Consider the following 18,952-nt stretch of genomic DNA (forward strand, 5'->3'; position numbering starts at 1 on the left):
AGTATTAGGATTATACATGTATAAGTTATCAAACTTTTTTTCTTCACTTGTTGATAAGCTAGATATAATGCGTAAACGACGCCAAGCTTACATCATAGGTTCTAGGGCGGCTTTGGGCAAAAATATATATCTAACATTCGGTTCACAAAAGACAGTAACCAAAAATGCACAGGAGAGTTACATTAGATACTCTACGGCTTACGATCAAGAGTGTTGCGACAAAGAGTATTTTATAAAAGGCTATGATGAAATGAAAGTAAAAATACAATATTGACAGCTTTCAAACGCTATATGATATAATCTTCCATAAAAACAAACTTAAAAGAGGGATATATAAATGTCAAAGCAACTTGATAAAACAAATATCTTGAACTATTTAAAAGAGCATTATTTTGAGTTTAAGGATAAGTACGATATTGATTCACTATACCTCTTTGGTTCATTTGCGAGAAATGAACAGTCGGTAGATAGTGATGTTGATTTGCTTGTCGAGTTTAAAAAAACACCCGATTTACTGACATTTATAGAGTTAGAAGAGTATCTAAGCACTTTGCTTCAAAGTAGTGTCGATTTAGTACCCAAAAGAAAACTAAAAGCTGAAATTAGAGATCAGATTTTAAAAGAAGCAATAGCTATATGAAACGAAATTATTTACTTTTTTTAGAAGATATTTCTAAACGAATAGAAAAAATAAACTCTTTTATATACGGTATGAGTTATGAAGATTTTGTGCAAGATGATAAAACAGTAAGTGCATGTATAAGAGAGATAGAGGTCATAGGCGAAGCTACAAAGCAGATTCCAAAAGAGATTACAGATAAGTTTACTGATTTACCTTGGTCATTAATGGCAAAAATGAGAGACAAGCTTATTCATTGGTATTTTGAAATTGATGAAGAGATTGTTTGGAATGTTGCAAAAGATAAACTGCCTGATATCAAAATTCAAATTGATGGTATTATTAAAGATTTGAGATGAAAAAATCTTGTTATGCTTTGGTTTTTAAGTTAAAATCCAGATGATTTTCAAACGCTATATGATATAATTTTTTATAAAAACAAACTTAAAAAAAGGTTGTGTATATGTCAAAACAACTTGATAAAACAAATATCTTGAACTATTTAAAAGAGCATTATTGTGAGTTTAAAGATAAATATCATGTTGAAAAGATAGGACTTTTTGGCTCTTTTGCAAGAGACGAAGCAAATGAAGATAGCGATATAGATATCTTTGTAAAGATGCAACCGTCTCTATTTGATATGGTTGCTATAAAAGAACAGATAGAAAAGGATTTACATAAAAAAGTTGATATCATCAGAGAGCATAAAAATATCAAGCCATTTTTTTTAAAAATGATTCAAAAAGATTTGATCTATGTCTGATGAACGAAAACTTATGATACTCTCTACTCTTGAAGATATAAAACACTCTTTGGAACTCATTCAAAAAAGATCGAAGCATATCTCTTCAAGTGATGATTTTTTAAAAAATGATGACGGGCTTGAAAAGCTAGATAGTATCTCTATGAGATTGGTAGCCATTGGTGAGGGATTTAAAAATATAGATAAACTCTCAGACAATCGACTTTTATCAAACTATCCAAACATACCATGGAAAAAAGTAAAAGGAGTTAGGGATATACTTTCTCATCATTATTTCGATTTGGACGCTGAAGCGATTTTTAATATATGCGATAATGAAATTGACAAATTGCTTCAAACAACAATTGAGATAATAGACGATATTCAAAACTAAAAATATGAAAAAATCTCATGACACCTTAGCGTATAGACTATCCATCATCCTTACAAAATTCAATGGCGGTGAAAGTTTTACCGCTAAAGAGTTAGCAGAAGAGTTCAATGTCAGCGAGAGGACGATACAAAGAGATATAAACGACAGACTTTTCTTTATGCCCATAGAAAAGAATAGTGATCGTTACAGTATGCAAAGCTACGCTCTTGGAAAGTTAAGCTTTAAAGATATAAAAAGTTTTGCTACTCTAAGCGGAGTTTCTCATCTCTATCCTGAACTTACGAACGAGTTTATCACAGATATTTTAAACGTTAAACTCAATACTGCCTATCTGGTCAAAAATCAAAGTTTTGAGGATATCGGCGATAAAAAAGAGTGGTTTGAGATATTAAGTGCTGCAATAGTTAAAAACAGCCCCGTATGTTTTGTATATGCCGATAAACAAAGAGAAGTAAATCCGTACAAATTTGTAAGTAACAACGGTATCTGGTATCTGTTGGCGGAACAAGACGGCAAGCTTAAAAACTTCACTTTTTCAAAGATAAAAAAGTTTATATGGAGAGACAAAACAAAAACATTTACTCCCAAAAAAGAGTTTTTAGAGCAAATCGCCAAAAACGACACAAACTGGTTTTCTGATGAGCTTATCGAAGTTACTTTACAAATAGATGCCAAAGCCAAAGACTATTTTTTACGAAAAGAGATTTTGCCAAATAAAAAGATAGTCGAGCAAAACGACGAATATCTTGTCGTCTCCACAAAAGTATCTTATGACGATGAGGTGCTTAGACTCGTAAAATACTGGATACCGTATATCAGGATAATCTCGCCGATTTATCTGCAAGAGAGATTGGAAGAAGTGCTTAAGGAGTATATAAACAGATGATACCTTTTAACAACCTCGGATTTGTCTTTAAACACTTCGGCTCTATTATATACTCTAAACCTATCTTGGAAGATTTGTGTCTGTTTTTGCATGGCTTTACCGATAAAGAGAGCGTCTTGGACATAGGTGCTGGTACGGGAGTGATGAGCGAGTTCGCTTACAGATGCAACGATAAGCTAAAGTTCACGGCATTAGATCCGGCAGAGGGCATGCTCAAATATGCACCGGCGTATCTGGAAGTACATGTAGGAGTTGCGGAAGCACTTCCATTTGAAGAGAGCAGTTTTGATGCCGTTTTTATGGGAGAGTCTTTGCACCATTTCAACAATCCAAATATGGCATTTAAAGAAGTATCGCGAGTTTTAAAAAAAGGCGGAAAGCTTTTTATCTATGATTTTGATTCGGGTACGTTTTTAGGGAAAAGTATCTGTTTTATGGAAAAACTATTGGGTGAACCTGCAAATTTTTATAAGCCGAATATATTAAAAGAGCTGCTTGAAGAGTATGGTTTTGTGGTAAAAGTAAATCATTATAAATGGAGATATACCATTAGTGCATATCTACAAGAATAGAGTTTTAGCTTCTATTTGATATACTTCTTATTAGAATAATCTATATTATATATGGTTTTTAGCGAAGGAAGAGTTAGTTGAGAGATATAAAAAATAGCACATCAATCGCCATAGGCGGTTTTGACGGTATGCATATAGGGCATCAAAAGCTTTTTGAAGCACTTGACAAAGACGGAACTATAGTAGTAATAGAGACGGGTTATGCAAATCTTACTCCAAAAAAAGAGCGTGAGCATTTTTCGCACTATCCTATTTTATATCTTGAGTTGGATGATATACGTCATTTAGGCGGCGAAGAGTTTATAGCTTTTTTAAAAGAGAAGTTCCCAAAACTGCAAAAAATAGTTGTCGGGTATGATTTTCATTTTGGAAAAGATAGAAAATATTCGTTTAATGAGCTAAAAAATCTCTTTAATGGAGAAGTTGTTGTTATAGATGAAGTAACACTTCACGGCGATTCTGTTCACTCTCACAAGATAAGAGCAAAACTTCAAATAGGAGATATAAAAGGCGCAAATGCTTTTTTAGGACATAATTACACTATAAAAGGTACTTTGGTCTCTGGGCAAGGGATAGGAAAAAAAGAGCTGGTCGCTACTATAAATGTAGAAGCTAAAGAGTTTTTGATGCCAAAAGAGGGTGTTTATGTAACGCTCACACGTATTGATGATGAGGAACATTTTCATCCTTCAGTCTCATTTGTGGGGCATAGAGTGACGACTGACGGCAGTTTTGCGTTAGAGAGTCATATACTTGATGGCGAAGTTACATGTAAGACAAAAGCAAGTATTAGTTTTGTCTCTTTTATCAGAGACAATAAAAAGTTTGACTCTTTAGAAGAGTTAAAAAAAGCGATACTTCAAGATATCGCGACCGCTTCAAAGGAGCTAAAATTTCTACAATTATAAAAGAGTTAGATAGAGAATATCTACTAAGCACGCAGGATATAGATTTTAAATTTTACCAAAACGAAAAAGATTTCGTAGTTGACGAAATTCCCTTGGGAGAGTTTTTAGGTAAAGGAAACTATCTCATATTACATGTACAAAAAAAAGAGCTTACAACGTGGGATATGATAGCCGTATTTGCCGAATATTTGGCTATACCTGCTCAAAAGATAGGTTACGCAGGACTTAAAGATAAACATGCGACTACAACGCAGTATATTTCAGTTGAATCAAAGTATGAAAAACTCTTTAACAACTTTCAGCATAAACAGATAAAAATCTTAGGAAAAACAAGGCACTCTCACTCTATTAGAATGGGTGATTTGAAAGGAAACAGATTTAGCATAAATCTTTATGATGTTGATGCTATTGATGCAGGCAGAATTGAAAAAGTAGCAAGAAAAATAGCAAAAAGCGGGCTTCCAAATTATTTTGGCTATCAAAGATTCGGGCGAGAAGCGGGGAGCATCGAACAAGCAAGAGAGATGATAAAGGGAGAGCTTTTTATCGAAGATGCAAAACTTAAAAGTTTTTTGATTTCAGTTTATCAGAGTTACTATTTTAACGAGTGGCTTAGAGAGAGAGTGTTTTTGAGCAAAGAAAAAGAAAGCTCGGAATTTGTGCTTTTAAACGGCGATATTTACATGTCAAATGACGGCAAACTCTCTACACCAAAGCTGATACCGTCTAAAGAGTTTGCAACAAAAAAAGTTGTTCCTACAGGACTTCTTTGCGGTAGAGACGTTTTTCGTGCAAAAGATGATGCTGCAGAGATAGAGTCAAAGTATGATGATGAATTTTTGCAAGAGAAGGGACAGCGAAGAGAAGCCTTAGTTTATCCGAGTGATATTGATTGCAGATATGTTAAAAAAGAGACAATGCTAAATATCTCTTTTATGCTTCCAAAAGGCTCTTATGCAACTGTTTTTTTGGAGAGTATTGCAGGGAAAAATTACAGTGCAAAAGATGTTAAACTAAACAAAAATAGGAAAAAATAGATAAAAAACTTTTTGTATTATAAAAGTTTAATTAAATTTTTACTATAATCACACAATTTTTACGAAACAGGGAGTACACCTATGGGTGAATTGTTCACATTTTTCGGTCTAATTTCTCACGATAAGACTTTTATCTATATGACACATATGCTGCTATCAGCAGGTATCGCTTTGATGCTTGTAAAGATGGCAATGTCAAATCTAAAAATGGTTCCAAGCGGAACTCAAAATGTAATGGAAGCATATATTTCCGGTGTTCTTAAAATGGGAACGGACGTTATGGGTAAAGAGAATGCAATGCGTTTTCTTCCTCTTGTTGCTACAATCGGTATGTTTGTGGGTATTGCCAACTTAATTGGTGTTATTCCCGGTTTTGAAGCGCCTACGGCATTTTTAGAGATGCCTTTTACACTTGCATTAGCCGTATTTGTTTACTATAACTATGTCGGTATTAAAGAACAAGGTGTAATTAAGTACTTTAAACACTTTATGGGTCCTGTATGGTGGTTATACTGGTTGATGTTCCCTATTGAGATAGTTTCTCATTTTTCTCGCTTAGTATCACTTAGCTTCCGTCTTTTTGGTAACGTTAAGGGTGATGATATGTTCTTGATGGTAATCTTAATGTTAGCACCGTGGATACTTCCTATGATTCCGTTTGCACTTCTTACTTTTATGGCATTCTTACAAGCGTTTATTTTCATGATGCTTACTTATGTTTATCTTGGCGGTGCAATAGCTGTTGATGAGCATTAATAGTTAAGTAGCAATATGCAAAAAGATAGATTCGAGAGAATTATAAGCTTTTTGCTTGGAGCATCATTGGCGATTCTTATCTTTGGTGCTCTAATAATCTTTAAAATTTTTCTCTTCCTTGGATTTTCACTAGCACTTTTTATTACCGTAATTTTTATAGTTATTTCACTCTTTTTGATTTTAACATTAGATGCTTTTTCAATAAATAGGCAAAGACTTGATGAGGCAAAAAAGCAGACAAATATACTAGAAAATATAGAATCTAAATATACTAAAGAAGTTTAATTATAAGAGACAACCATATTCCTTCCTCCATTTTTTGCCATATATAATGCTTTATCTGCATTTTCTACTATTGATTTAGCATTGTCATTTTGCGTACATGTTGCAACGCCGAAACTTGCGGTTTTGTTGCCTACTTTAGTAAAATCAAACTCTTCTATTTTAACCTTTAAATGCTCTGCTAAAGCTAATGCTCCGTTTTGGTCAGTTTGAATACAAAGAATTATAAACTCCTCTCCGCCCCATCTTCCTAAAAAATCTACATCTCTAATATTGTTTTTAAGAACAGAGGCAAACTCTTTTAAAACTACGTCGCCTACTAGATGACCATATGTATCGTTTATTTGTTTAAAATAGTCGATGTCTATGAGAATAACAGAAAAAACAAAGTCATATCTTTTTTGTTTTTTTAGTTCCGCATCTATAATTTCATCAATTTTAATTCTGTTATATACATTTGTAAGCCTGTCTATAATATACAAACTGTCTAGCTTCTCTTTTGCCCTTGAGAGTTCTTTATGGCTTTTATGTAGTTTATTTATAAATATGTTTATAGACTTTATTATTTGTCCAAGCTCATCATATGAGACGATGCAGAGTCTTTTTTCAAAATCAACATCGCCTCTTGCTATATCTTTTGAGTCATTTACAATTCTTTTTATCTTATGTTCTATATCTTTATAAACTAATAATATTATTACGATAGATACTAAAAACCATATAAAAAATACTAAGTTTCCATTTAATAAAATAAACCTTGTGTTATCACTAAGGGAGTTAATATTATTTTCAATATCTTTTTTTGTTTTTGATTTTAAATTCTTAAGTAAAGTATCAACCTTATTATAGTTATTGACTAAAATTTTCGTATCACTGTCAATATTGTAATAGCGGTAATCATTTTCTATTATTTTTTTAGAAACATCACCTACTGTTTTATAGTATTCATTAAAAGCTTCTGTGGTCTCTTTAATGTCCTTATTATATTTTTTGCTTCTATTATTTTTTAAATTTTCTCTAATTTTATCTGCATTTTTATCAGAATAGTTTATCCATTCAGGCTCTTTTGCAGATACGGCACTGTTTATATCGTTAACTATCTTTTCTAGTAGTAGTACATTGTCACATGAAATTTCATATAAAGGGAGCAACTCACTATTAATATAATTCATATTTAATTTCATATTCGAAGTATTTAAAAAAATAAATACATAAAAAGGAAATACAAAAATAATACCAAACAGAGGTGCTAGTAAAAATTTTTTTAGTATTGAAAGAGAGTGATAAAAAAACAATAGTCTCTTTATACTATGTTTAATTATCTTCATAAATAATTTTCCACTCTTCTTTTATATCCTCTTTATTTATATAAGCAATCGTATTTAATTCGTTAAGTTTTTTTACAACATCATTAAAATCATATCTTTTTGCTATCGGTTTTCTTCCTGTAAAGACTAGTCTTATCCAGTAGCTATTGTATTGAGAAGGGCTTTTACACAATACTTTATCGCAAAATTCGTTATGTAGTTTTTCATCACTTGATAAAATAGGCACTACCTTAATATCATCAATATTGTTCGTTTTCGCAAGATAAATGTATTGAATTATATCTTTAGGAATCTCTTTGAAATGGGAATTTTTATTTGTAACAACTACTATTTGAGCGTTTAAAAAGTTTATAATAATAAGTAGTAATACAATTATTTTCATGTTACAAACTTTTCAAAATATAAAATCCATAGCAAATGAAAATACGTTTAGAGTTTGCGGATATTGTAAAGAACTTAGATAATAACTTCCAAATTCACCTATTGGCTTAATATTTTCATATTGAAATTTTAAATCAACATTCTCATTTACATAATATTTTATACCTATTAATTTTGATGTTTGGGCTAAATTCTGAGCATGTAAAAGAGCATTTAGCTCATTTGAAACCGTATTTGCTTCATAAGTAGCAGTATCCATTTTGCTTTTTGAATATGTTATAAAAGGTATTATTCTATTAAAGTTATAGCCAAACGTAATATAATAGCCATGTGTGTCTGCAAAAAAACTAGGTATTCGTCTTTGAGCGTATTCGCTTGAAAATATAAAATTTTTATAGTCTATAAAGAGTCCAAAACCTAAATACTCTGAGTTTGTATTTTTAAATTCGTATCTATTAGCTAAATCATTAAATCCAAAAGCTCTTAAACCTGTAAAAAGTTGATCTATTGATATGTTTGAAGCAGTTATATCTGCGTTTAGGTAAGTTGTTCTAAGCTGAAGAGCATCTGTTCCGAATGTTAAGTTTACGGCATATAGATTATTGACATCTACGTTTGCTTTTTGGTTTAGCGAATGTATCGGAACGCTCAACTCTTCGGCTCCATAACCAGCTTGAATTGTGTAAAAATATCTGCTAATTATATCAGAGTATATAAATTCGACTCCGTTGTATGATGAAAAAGGAACTTGTCCGTAAACTTCGACACTCTCTCTTATCATAAGATTTGAGTAACCGATATTTAGATTTTCTGAGTTTCTGTAGTATGGAGTTCTAATTTTACCTAGTTTGATAATTATATTTTCATTTGAATCATATTTTAAGTATCCCCAATCAATTTTGGCTTCTATTTTGTCGTCACAATTGTTATTTACGATACCTTGCAGAGCAAACGAGTAGTTTTCATTTATATTTACTATTGTTTGCAATCCGATAAGAGTATCTGTTTCAAAACTCAAATCATTAGATGAACCGTCTTTTTGAAAAATATCTTTTCTATATATGTAGTTGCCGTTGTTGTTATACACACCACTGATTGTTCCAAAAGCTTTTATATCTAAATCCGCCGAATATCCAGATATACTTAGTAGTGAAATAGTAATAAAATTTAATATTATATGTTTTCTTTTCATAGTTGAATATTATATAATAAAAATATAGTTTTGTCATATTTATAGCAGTGTTTATGAAACTTAAAAGCATAATTGGGTAAAATTTACTAAAATCTTACTCTTTTTAATCAAGGAATCTTATGTTTGAAGTAGTTATCGGTCTAGAAGTTCATGTTCAATTAAACACAAAAACTAAACTATTTTGCTCGTGTCCGACGAGTTTCAATCACAAACAAAATACAAATACATGTCCTACATGTTTAGCACTTCCGGGAGCACTTCCTGTTTTAAACAAAGAGGTGCTTCATAAATCCGTAATGCTTGGAAAAGCTATAGATGCAAAGATAAATCAAACGTCATATTTTGATAGAAAGAGCTACTTTTATCCTGATAGCCCGTCTGCATATCAGATTACTCAGCTATATACTCCGATAGTAGAACATGGAAAACTTCGTATTGATTTTGAAGATGCGACACATAAAACTATTCGTATAAATCGTGCTCATATTGAAGCAGATGCAGGTAAAAACATACATGACGGAGATATCTCAAAAGTCGATTTAAACCGTGCAGGAACACCGCTTTTGGAGATAGTAAGCGAACCTGATATGAGAAGTGCAGAAGAAGCAATTTTATATCTTAAAAAACTGCACTCAATTATTCGTTATATAGATATCGGTGATGCGAATATGCAAGAGGGTTCATTTAGAGTTGACGTAAATGTGTCCATTCGTCCTAAGGGTGATGAGAAACTATATACTCGCGTAGAGATAAAAAATATCAACAGTTTTAGATTTATCCAAAAAGCTATTGAGCTTGAAGTCGCACGTCAGAGGGAAGCATGGGAAGACGGTGTTTATGGCAAAGAGATAGTTCAAGAGACAAGACTTTTTGACCAGACTAAACAAGAGACCCGTTCTATGCGAGGAAAAGAAGAGGCAGCTGATTATCGCTATTTTCCTGAACCTGATTTATTAAAAGCTGTTGTAACGGATGAAATGATGAGAGAGTTTAGCGTCATTCCTGAGCTTCCTGATGAGAAAATGACACGTTTTGTAAAAGATTACGGCATGAGCGAATACAATGCAATAGTAGTAACATCATCAGTTGAAATGGCACACTTTTTTGAAGATATGATGAAAGAGGGCATAAGTGCTAAAAATGCTCTGACATGGCTTACTGTTGAGCTTCAAGGCAGACTTAAAGGAGATGTTAATATTACAAATTCTCCTGTTAATGCAAAAAAACTCGGGTTTTTAGTTAAAAGAATAGAAGACGGTACAATAAGTGGAAAAGCGGCTAAAGAGGTACTTGATTATCTTATGAATAATAGTGCAGATATTGATAGTGCGATAGAGACTCTTGGGCTTAAGCAGGTAAGTGATACAGGCGCACTTGAAGCAATTTGTGATGCTATAATTGCTGCTAACGGAGATAAAGTTACCGAGTATAAAAGCGGAAAAGATAAACTATTTGGCTTTTTTGTAGGTCAAGTTATGAAAGAGTCAAAAGGTAGTGCGAACCCGCAAACTGTAAATGACATATTAAAAACAAAATTAGGACAATAGGATAGTTTAAGATGCAAAAGCATTTGCTAGTAGATATAGCATATCAGATAAATACATCTAAGCGCTATGCAAATGTAAAGCATTTTTTCTACAATCTACTAGAAAACGATAACTATAAGTACAAAAAGTTTTTTGATATTTTTATGATTACCCTTATTTTTTCAAGCGTTATTATATTGGTAAGAGAAGTTAAATCACATGTAAATGATGAATTGCTTTTTTTTAACACATATATTGTTTCATTTATTTTTCTTATAGAGTATTTGTTAAGATTTTGGGTTAGTAGTAGTGTAACGAATATAATAATTGAGCAAAATGAACAAGATACTATTCTTGGAAATAAATTTCAACTTTTAAAGAGTTTAAAAATTATAGCGGTTTTAAAGTTGAAGTATGTTTTATCTTTAAAAGCTATTATTGATTTACTTGCAATTATGCCGTTTTTTCACGAGTTAAGGCTACTTAGAATATTCGTTCTATTTAGAGTATTTAAACTCTTTAGATATGCAAAAAGTATTCATACTTTTACTTCGGTTATAATTGCTAAGAAGTTCGAGTTTGTAACACTTCTTATATTTGCATCCATAGTTGTTTTTGTCTCTTCAGTTTTGATATATGTAATGGAAGCAAACAATCCTGCCTCACCCGTTAATACACTTTTTGAAGCTATTTACTGGTCTATTGTTACCATCTCAACGGTAGGATATGGCGATATCACTCCGGTAACCGAAGCAGGAAGAGTAGTTGCGATGTTTGTTATAGTAGCTGGAATTGCCGTTTTTTCGTTTACTACATCACTTATAGTAACTGCTTTTACGGAAAAACTTGATGAGATAAAAGATACGAAACAGATTGATGATATAGCTAAGATTAAAGAGTTCTATCTAATATGCGGTTATGAAAGTATTTCAAAAGAGGTTGCAAAAAAATTATCGATTAATAATAGAGTCATTATTCTTGAAGAGCATTCATTAAAAGTTAAAGAGGCTATAAAAGATGGTTTTACGGCACTTAACTATGACCCAGGAAGTATAGAGAGCTATAAAAAGCTTCGGATAAATCTTGAGGCTCAAGTAAAAGCTATTATCTGCTTAAGTCATAGCGATGTAGAAAACCTATATACTGCTTTAACTGTGCGTTCATTTAATAAAGATGTATATATATTGTCTATTTTAAAAAATAAGATTAATAGAAATAAGCTTATTTTTGCAGGGGTAAATGAACTTTTTTACGAAAAAGAGTTAGTAGGTATAATTGCTAAAGAGTTTATAGGACAGCCAGTGGCATTTGAAGCTATTCATGCTCTAAGAATGAACTACAAGGGTGTAGATATGCAAGAGATAGTTGTTAATGATAGAATACTAGAGAGTTTTGTAATGGTAGGAGAGCTTGAAAATAAAAAGTATCGAGTTGTGCTTTTGGGAATTTACAAAAAAAACAAAAAAAGATTCTTTTTCAATCCGCTTGATAGTACGATACTAGAAGTAGGGGATTATCTTTTAGTTATCGGAAATACGCAGTTTATTAAAAGTTTCAGCAAGTATCTGCATAAAAAAGGTTAAACATGCCACAAAATACCGCTTTAATATTCGGATATAATGATTATACTTTTGAGATAGAAAAAAATATAAAGTCACACTATGAATTTATTCATATTTTTCAATTAGATGCAGAAAAAGAGCCTAAAGACAGAGGTGAATATAAAATATATAGTTTTGATTTGAGTGAAAACTGGGATGACTTAAGTGCAAGTGTAAATATTGATACATGTGTTGCTTTTTGTCTGCTTGAAGATATGGCAGAAAATATATTTTTAACTATATCGCTTAGAGAAACTTTTAAAATGTTAACTATAGTTGCACTTTCAAAAGATAAGGAGAGTACGGATAAACTTATGTTAGCAGGAGCAACAAGAATTTTGCCGACTACTCAAACAACTGCAAATATAATAGTTGACATGTTGGAAAAACCTATTATAACAGAAGTTTTACACGGAATTTTATATGAAAAAAGTGATCTTAAGATAGTTCAAATAAAAATTGACAATGATGAATTTTTTAACGGAAAATATCCTGCTGATATAGACTGGAGCAGGGCACACGGTATAATTGTTCTTTCGGTATTTAACGATGATATGAGTAGTGAATTTATCTATTCATCAAAAGAGAAGCATCATATTATAAAAAGCGGCGACGTATTTGTCGTTGTAGGATATGATGAAGATATTAAAAATTTTAAAAAAATGATAGGAAGCAAAGTTGATTAAAGTAGGAGTTATCGGAGCCGGTAAATGGGGATCTGCTTTAGCATTTGCTTTGAGCGAAAAGTGTGAAGTTTATATTAACTCAAGAACACCAAGAGATATAAAAAACTTTATATCTTTAGAAGAGATTTTAAAGTTTGAGTATTTGGTTATTGCTATTCCTGCTCAACAAATTTCATCATGGCTTGAAGAGAATTTTATTTTCACAAATCAAAAAATACTTGTAGCATCAAAAGGTATAGAGGCAAAGAGCGGAAAATTTTTAAATGAGATATATGCCAAGTATATTCCCGATGAGAATATAGCTTTTCTTTCAGGTCCATCTTTTGCTTCTGAGGTTATAAAATCTCTGCCGACTGCTCTTGTGATAAACTCTATAAATGATGAGTTAAGTGCCAAGTTTGCCTCATTTTTCCCCTCATTTATTAAAACATATACGTCTTCGGATGTCGTAGGTGCAGAGGTTGCAGGGGCATATAAAAATGTTATAGCTATTGCTGCCGGAATATGTGAAGGTTTGGGTTTAGGAAAAAATGCCGCTGCTTCTTTGATATCAAGAGGTTTGGTCGAGATGCAGAGATTTGGCAAAGAGTATGGCGCAAAAGAGGAGAGCTTTGTAGGACTTAGCGGAGCAGGAGATCTTTTTTTAACTGCATCATCAAATATGAGTAGAAATTTTCGTGTAGGTTTAGGCATAGCCGATGGAAAATCAAAAGAGCAGATAGTAGAAGAGCTAGGAGAAGTCGCAGAAGGAATAGGTACCACTTACGCTCTTTACAAGATAGCCAAAGAGAAGGATTTATATCTTCCGATTGCAAGAGAAGTTTACAGTATGCTTGAGGGAACAGACCCACATGTAAGTTTAAGAAATTTTCTTGCAAATTAGCGGTACTTATTGTGAAAAACTCTTTAAATAAACTACGTCTTGCTACCATCTGGCTCGATGGCTGTTCGGGTTGTCACATGTCTATACTCGATATGGATGAGAAGCTTGTTGAAATCGCCGAGTATGTGGATGTTGTTTACAGTCCTTATGTTGATGTAAAAGAGTTTCCAAAAGATGTTGATTTGACTATAGTTGAGGGTGCAGTAAGTACCGACCATGACTTAGAGATGATAAAAAAGATAAGAGCAAACTCTAAGCTTATCTTAGCGCTCGGAGATTGTGCAATAACGGGAAATATATCCGCTATGAAAAATCTTTATGGAAGCAACGCGGTTTTGCAAAGAGGTTATTTTGATTTGGCTGATATTAACAAAGAGAAAAACTACCCCTCAAAGATAGTTCCAAAACTTCTAAGTAAAGTTTTGCCTCTGCATGAAGCAATAAAAGTTGACTACTTTTTACCAGGTTGTCCTACTCCATCAATCGCTATTTACGAGTTTTTAAAAGCACTAATTGAAGGCAGAGAGATACATGTACACTCCCTTACGAGATTTGGAAAATAGTTATGGAAAATAAAAAGATAATCATAGATCCCGTAACCCGTATAGAAGGACATGCAAAAATAACTATAGATTTAGATGATAGTGGCAAAGTCAAAGATGCAAAGATACATGTAACGCAGTACCGTGGTTTTGAGAAGTTTTGTGAGGGTAGAGTTTATACAGAGATGCCTGCTTTAACGGCTAGAACATGCGGTATATGTCCTGTTAGCCATGTTATAGCTTCATCAAAGGCAATTGATGAGATACTCTCAATAACTCCGCCGCAAGCTGGTATAAATATAAGAAAAATTATCAACCTAGCTCAACTTCTACAGTCTCATACGCTAAACTTTTTTCATCTCTCAAGCCCTGATTTTGTTTACGGTTTTGATGCTCCAAAAGAGGATAGGAATATTTTTAAGATGATGCAGACGCATCCGCAAAGGGCAAAAGACGGGATAAAGTTAAGAGCATTTGGGCAGAAAATAATTGAAGATTTAGCGGGTAAAAGAATTCATCCAACAGGTATAATCCCCGGCGGGGTAGAGCATAGAATTGAACTATCTCAAAAAGAGGCGATTTTAGAGCAAATTCCCGATATGTTAAAAATTGCCCAAGATGCTTTAGAGTTTTTCAAAACTAATCTGCATAAATTTAAAGACGAGATAGACTCTTTTGCAACCTTTCCCTCACTATTTATGGCACTAACAAACGATGAGGGCACTCTTGAACACTATGACGGTTTTTTACGCTTTATCGACAGTGAGGGAGAGATACTCCAAGATAGAGTTGAACCAAAAGATTATAAAGAGTTTATAGGTGAAGCGGTTGAAGAGGATAGTTATCTCAAATCTCCCTACTATAAACCGCTCGGTTATCCGAAGGGAATGTATAGAGTGGGAGCACTTGCAAGACTAAATATTGCCTCTACATGTGGAACTCCATTAGCAGATGAGGAGTTAAAAAACTTTAAAGCTATAAACGGCGGCAAACCTGTTTTAAACTCATTTTACTACCACTATGCAAGGCTTATTGAGATGATTTATGCCATAGAAAAAATTGAAGAGCTTTTAAAAAACGATGAAACTATGAGCGAACATGTAAAAACAAGCTCAAAGATAAGTAGAGAAAAAGGCATAGGATGCTCAGAAGCTCCAAGAGGGACTCTTTTTCATGAGTATCATGTAACAAAATACGGAATTATAACCGCCGTAAATCTGCTTATAGCCACCGGAAATAATAATTTAGCGATGAACGCAGGGGTAAAGCAAGTAGCCAAAAAGTTTGTAGATGCAAAGAATATCACTGAAGGCGCATTAAACAGAGTAGAAGCCGTTATAAGATGCTTTGACCCGTGTCTTAGCTGTTCTACTCATGCTTTAGGGATAGTGTCTTCAAGGATAGAAGTACGAGACCATAACAAAAATATACTTAAAGTGATTGAGCGAAATTGATGAGAGCAATCATAGGTTACGGAAATGAGTTAAGAGGAGAGGATAGTTTTGGAGCAGATGTTATAAAAGAGCTTCAAAAACTCTCTTTACATGACACAAAACTTATCTCTATGCACCAACTCACACCTGAGATAGTTTTAGAGTTGCTTGAGGTAGATGAAGTTATTTTTGTAGATACATGTTATGATGAAAAAAATCATTATGCTTTGGCATGTTTGCTTAAAGAGCAAAGCTCTCTAAATCTAAGTCACCATATCTCGCCAAAAACTATAATCTACATGTTAAACACTCTTTATGATAAAAAGCCGGAGTTCCTTATCTATTCGATGATGAGTGCTTGCTTTGAAAAAATTGCAGATATAAAAAAGTATAACAATTGTATAAAAATGGTTGCAAAGCAGTTAGTCTTTAGAGACACTGACCGCTAAGCTTTTTTTTATAGGAACTTTTTTCAATCATCCTAAGAACAATAGCCGAAATATATGGAATACTCTGCACAAAAAGAGTCACTGAGAAGAGATATAGTTCTACAATATACTGATAATTTGTCATTATAAGCGCCGTGAATGAGCCAAGTAAAAGTGATGCTAAAATAATCTCATTTTTTATAGGGCTATTTATCGCTTTTTTACTATTTCCGCCTTTTTCTGTTCGCTTAAACGGCAAGCGGTCCTTTACAAAACCGTCATAAACAGCTTTAAAAATTGTCAACTGCAAACTCATAGCGGCAGTAGCACCAAGTAGCGAGTGAAAGAAATTTGCTTTTACCCTTGTTCTATAAAGCACGAACGCATGAATTACATTTACTATAAACGCAGTTAAAATAGGTACGGTTAGTGCAATTGTTGGAATAGTTACACCGATAAAGATTATAACCGGCACCCAAATTATATTTAAGATGGCAGTTACGGTACCTAGTGCATCTGAGAGCCAAAAAAACCATCCGGTAATAAAGTGGTGTTTTTGAGCGCGAGTTAACGTTTTTGAAGATGGTTTAAAGTGCTGCCAATGTTTTTTGAGAATCTGTATAGCACCGTAAGCCCAGCGATGACGCTGATTTTTAAATGCTTCAATGGTATCCGGAAGCAGACCGTAGCCGTATCTGCGGTTGGTATAGTGTCCGCTATATCCCGCTTCAAAAAGTCTTAGTCCAAGCTCACTGTCTTCTACTATCGTATCCGTATTCCACTGTCCTACTTCATCAAATGCACTTTTACGAATCATAATCATCGTTCCGTGAGCGACTATTGCATTCTCTTCATTTCTCTCAACCATTCCGATATCAAAGAAACCTGCATACTCTGCATTCATAGCTGTTTTTAGAAGTGACTCTTTTCCGTCTCTGTGGTCCTGTGGAGCTTGAACTAATGCAACATTTGAATCATCAAAAATAGGCACCAAATCAACAAGCCAGTTTGGACTTATAACATAATCTGCATCGATAACCGCCAATATTTCCGTATCGGGGTTTGTATAATCAAGTGCTTTGTTTAATGCTCCTGCTTTAAAACCGCTGCACTCGATATCTAAATATACAAATTTTGACCCTAACTCTTCACATAAAGCTTTAATCGGATTTTTGTAGTAATCTTCAGGTGTATTGTTGATGATAACCAATACTTCATAATTTGTATAATTTAGTTTTGATAACGCTTCAAGAGTCTCTTTTAAAACATACGGCTGCTCTTTGTATGCAGGTACATGTATGCTTACAAACGGTACGCGATCAGATTTTAAATCCAGAGGTATTAATCTCTTAGGTCGCTGTCCGATTGTGCATTTAAACAGTTCATTCGCTTTGGCAAGTGTGATAACACTTAGCGGTATCATAAGAATAGTACCCATTACCCACATAACCCATGTACCGAAATTCATATAGTGGATAAAAGGATAAACTGCGGACATAACTATACCAAATGAGATTCCCTGCGCCGCAAATCCGTATGTTATAGCATGTAAAAAATTAATATGTTGATTTCTAAGTCCAAAGAAAGTTAAAATTGCACCGATTATTGCCGCGGCAACCATCTGCATAATCCAATAAGGCTCTACAAGAACATCTCCTTGTAACTCAAATTTTTGTTTGCGATGTGCATCAAATATACCCCAATATTGTCCTACACTTCCCTCATGGACACCTTTCCATGGTTGATCAAAAGCTTCTAAAAGGTTGTAGCTAAACCCTTCCTCTTTTGCCATACCTAAAAATCTTCTAACAACAGTCGCTTGATTTTGCGGGCTTGCTACGGAACCTTGATTATTATACCCTTGACTAGGCCATCCAAACTCGCCGATGATAATAGCTTTATCCGTATTGGCATCTTTTACTTTTTTATATATCTCTTTAAAAAACGGTTCAAAATTCTCTGCTTTTATCTTTTCCCAGTAAGGAAGAATATGAATATTTATAATATCAACTTCCTGCGCTAAATCTGGATACAGCAACCACATATTCCAAATTTCTGCAGTTGTTACGAGTATAGTATGCGGCTTCTCTTTAGCCGCTTTAGCTTTTGCCTCTTTTATTTTAGCGGCTCTCACTTTTCTACTTTTTTCTTTTGCTAGTTCTTCTTTAAATGCTTTTTCTTTAGCATCTCTGTCTGCTTTTAAGATGCCTTCTGTAAACTCTTTAAAATCTCTAACATGAGCAATCAGCTCATCAGGTGATAAATCATCACGAAGTAAAACCTCATTCCCGACAATAACGGATGTTAAGCTTTCATGATACTCGCTTATAATGCTCTTAGCTAATGCTATCTCTTTTTCATTATCCTGTGCTACACCAGAGAGCCAAAGACCCATATGCGCCTGCATACCAAGTTTTTTTACTGCAGGCATTACTTTTGCAGAATCTTCCGCGGAGTAGAGGCGGATCCTGTTTGTGAATGGCTTAAGAAGCTTTAAATCACGTATTATCTCCTCATCGCTAAGCATTATTTTTGTATTATCTTTTTTGTACGGTGCATAAGACATAGATTCTATAATGTTTTCGGCATTAGGTGGAGATATAAATTTGTTGCTGTTGTTCATCCATAAAAATATTTGAACCAAAGATGCGAGTAGTAACGAGCTAAGAATATATTTCAATGATTTCCCCAGTAAATAAAAACGTATTGTATATTAAAATTTCAAAAAATGTTGCTTAATAAAAGATATATATAGC

Annotated in this window: 22 protein-coding genes; 18 read left to right on the forward strand and 4 right to left on the reverse strand. The window is 33.3% G+C overall.

Features of this window, described 5'->3' with window-relative positions:
• Positions 1-16: 16 nt before the first annotated feature.
• The 11 genes from A2530_RS02325 (at position 17) to A2530_RS02375 (ending at position 6,199) form a co-directional block, all read left to right on the forward strand.
• Positions 17-274 (forward strand): hypothetical protein, encoded by a 258-nt coding sequence (locus A2530_RS02325; RefSeq protein WP_294884294.1) that lies wholly within the window; start codon positions 17-19, stop codon positions 272-274.
• A 63-nt stretch (positions 275-337) separates the two neighbouring features.
• Positions 338-640, forward strand: a complete 303-nt coding sequence (locus tag A2530_RS02330) for a nucleotidyltransferase family protein (RefSeq protein ID WP_294884292.1) — start codon at positions 338-340, stop codon at positions 638-640.
• On the forward strand, positions 637-978 hold the full coding sequence (locus tag A2530_RS02335; RefSeq protein WP_294884290.1) for a DUF86 domain-containing protein: 342 nt from the start codon (positions 637-639) through the stop codon (positions 976-978). The genes A2530_RS02330 and A2530_RS02335 overlap by 4 nt, the downstream gene beginning before the upstream one ends.
• 104 nt (positions 979-1,082) lie before the next feature.
• On the forward strand, positions 1,083-1,382 hold the full coding sequence (locus A2530_RS02340) for a nucleotidyltransferase domain-containing protein (RefSeq protein ID WP_294884288.1): 300 nt from the start codon (positions 1,083-1,085) through the stop codon (positions 1,380-1,382).
• Positions 1,375-1,755, forward strand: coding sequence for a HepT-like ribonuclease domain-containing protein (locus tag A2530_RS02345; RefSeq protein ID WP_294884286.1), 381 nt, complete (start codon positions 1,375-1,377; stop codon positions 1,753-1,755). The genes A2530_RS02340 and A2530_RS02345 overlap by 8 nt, the downstream gene beginning before the upstream one ends.
• Before the next feature lie 4 nt (positions 1,756-1,759).
• Positions 1,760-2,641 (forward strand): YafY family protein, encoded by an 882-nt coding sequence (locus A2530_RS02350; protein ID WP_294884285.1) that lies wholly within the window; start codon positions 1,760-1,762, stop codon positions 2,639-2,641.
• The gene (locus A2530_RS02355) at positions 2,638-3,213 is read left to right on the forward strand and encodes a class I SAM-dependent methyltransferase (RefSeq protein ID WP_294884284.1); all 576 of its coding nucleotides are present in this window, start codon (positions 2,638-2,640) and stop codon (positions 3,211-3,213) included. Before A2530_RS02350 ends, A2530_RS02355 begins: the two co-directional genes overlap by 4 nt.
• Before the next feature lie 86 nt (positions 3,214-3,299).
• Positions 3,300-4,121: a bifunctional riboflavin kinase/FAD synthetase gene (locus tag A2530_RS02360; protein WP_294884619.1), complete on the forward strand. Its 822-nt coding sequence runs from the start codon at positions 3,300-3,302 to the stop codon at positions 4,119-4,121.
• On the forward strand, positions 4,118-5,158 hold the full coding sequence (locus A2530_RS02365; protein WP_294884618.1) for a tRNA pseudouridine(13) synthase TruD: 1,041 nt from the start codon (positions 4,118-4,120) through the stop codon (positions 5,156-5,158). The genes A2530_RS02360 and A2530_RS02365 overlap by 4 nt, the downstream gene beginning before the upstream one ends.
• Before the next feature lie 81 nt (positions 5,159-5,239).
• Complete coding sequence (locus A2530_RS02370; protein WP_294884282.1) at positions 5,240-5,914, forward strand: F0F1 ATP synthase subunit A; 675 nt, start codon at positions 5,240-5,242, stop codon at positions 5,912-5,914.
• A gap of 15 nt (positions 5,915-5,929) precedes the next feature.
• Positions 5,930-6,199 carry a hypothetical protein gene (locus tag A2530_RS02375; protein WP_294884280.1) on the forward strand — a complete coding sequence of 90 codons (270 nt, stop codon included), beginning with the start codon at positions 5,930-5,932 and terminating at the stop codon, positions 6,197-6,199.
• Here A2530_RS02375 and A2530_RS02380 read toward each other — a convergent pair.
• From A2530_RS02380 to A2530_RS02390, 3 genes are all read right to left on the reverse strand, one after another.
• Positions 6,196-7,368 carry a diguanylate cyclase gene (locus A2530_RS02380; protein ID WP_294884279.1) on the reverse strand — a complete coding sequence of 391 codons (1,173 nt, stop codon included), beginning with the start codon at positions 7,366-7,368 and terminating at the stop codon, positions 6,196-6,198. The genes A2530_RS02375 and A2530_RS02380 overlap by 4 nt on opposite strands.
• A 142-nt stretch (positions 7,369-7,510) precedes the next feature.
• Positions 7,511-7,906, reverse strand: a complete 396-nt coding sequence (locus A2530_RS02385; RefSeq protein WP_294884278.1) for a hypothetical protein — start codon at positions 7,904-7,906, stop codon at positions 7,511-7,513.
• A 12-nt stretch (positions 7,907-7,918) separates the two neighbouring features.
• Positions 7,919-9,097, reverse strand: coding sequence for a hypothetical protein (locus A2530_RS02390; protein WP_294884277.1), 1,179 nt, complete (start codon positions 9,095-9,097; stop codon positions 7,919-7,921).
• Between the two features lie 119 nt (positions 9,098-9,216).
• On the opposite strand from A2530_RS02390, the gene gatB reads away from it, so the two are divergent.
• From gatB to A2530_RS02425, 7 genes are read left to right on the forward strand one after another with little or no spacing between them, the layout of a single operon-like run.
• Positions 9,217-10,644 carry an Asp-tRNA(Asn)/Glu-tRNA(Gln) amidotransferase subunit GatB gene (gatB, locus tag A2530_RS02395; protein ID WP_294884275.1) on the forward strand — a complete coding sequence of 476 codons (1,428 nt, stop codon included), beginning with the start codon at positions 9,217-9,219 and terminating at the stop codon, positions 10,642-10,644.
• A gap of 11 nt (positions 10,645-10,655) precedes the next feature.
• Positions 10,656-12,206: an ion transporter gene (locus A2530_RS02400; RefSeq protein WP_294884273.1), complete on the forward strand. Its 1,551-nt coding sequence runs from the start codon at positions 10,656-10,658 to the stop codon at positions 12,204-12,206.
• Positions 12,207-12,208: 2 nt separating this feature from the next.
• Positions 12,209-12,910, forward strand: coding sequence for an NAD-binding protein (locus tag A2530_RS02405; RefSeq protein WP_294884272.1), 702 nt, complete (start codon positions 12,209-12,211; stop codon positions 12,908-12,910).
• On the forward strand, positions 12,903-13,793 hold the full coding sequence (locus tag A2530_RS02410) for an NAD(P)H-dependent glycerol-3-phosphate dehydrogenase (RefSeq protein ID WP_294884270.1): 891 nt from the start codon (positions 12,903-12,905) through the stop codon (positions 13,791-13,793). Before A2530_RS02405 ends, A2530_RS02410 begins: the two co-directional genes overlap by 8 nt.
• Positions 13,794-13,804: 11 nt before the next feature.
• Complete coding sequence (locus A2530_RS02415) at positions 13,805-14,356, forward strand: hypothetical protein (RefSeq protein WP_294884268.1); 552 nt, start codon at positions 13,805-13,807, stop codon at positions 14,354-14,356.
• Between the two features lie 2 nt (positions 14,357-14,358).
• Positions 14,359-15,789, forward strand: coding sequence for a Ni/Fe hydrogenase subunit alpha (locus A2530_RS02420; protein ID WP_294884266.1), 1,431 nt, complete (start codon positions 14,359-14,361; stop codon positions 15,787-15,789).
• Positions 15,789-16,217: a hypothetical protein gene (locus A2530_RS02425; RefSeq protein WP_294884265.1), complete on the forward strand. Its 429-nt coding sequence runs from the start codon at positions 15,789-15,791 to the stop codon at positions 16,215-16,217. The genes A2530_RS02420 and A2530_RS02425 overlap by 1 nt, the downstream gene beginning before the upstream one ends.
• On the opposite strand, the gene A2530_RS02430 is transcribed toward A2530_RS02425, so the two are convergent.
• Complete coding sequence (locus A2530_RS02430; protein WP_294884263.1) at positions 16,198-18,876, reverse strand: glycosyltransferase family 2 protein; 2,679 nt, start codon at positions 18,874-18,876, stop codon at positions 16,198-16,200. The genes A2530_RS02425 and A2530_RS02430 overlap by 20 nt on opposite strands.
• Positions 18,877-18,952: the final 76 nt, after the last annotated feature.

Source organism: Sulfurimonas sp. RIFOXYD2_FULL_34_21, from assembly GCF_001830805.1.
In the GTDB taxonomy this organism is placed as follows: domain Bacteria; phylum Campylobacterota; class Campylobacteria; order Campylobacterales; family Sulfurimonadaceae; genus Sulfurimonas.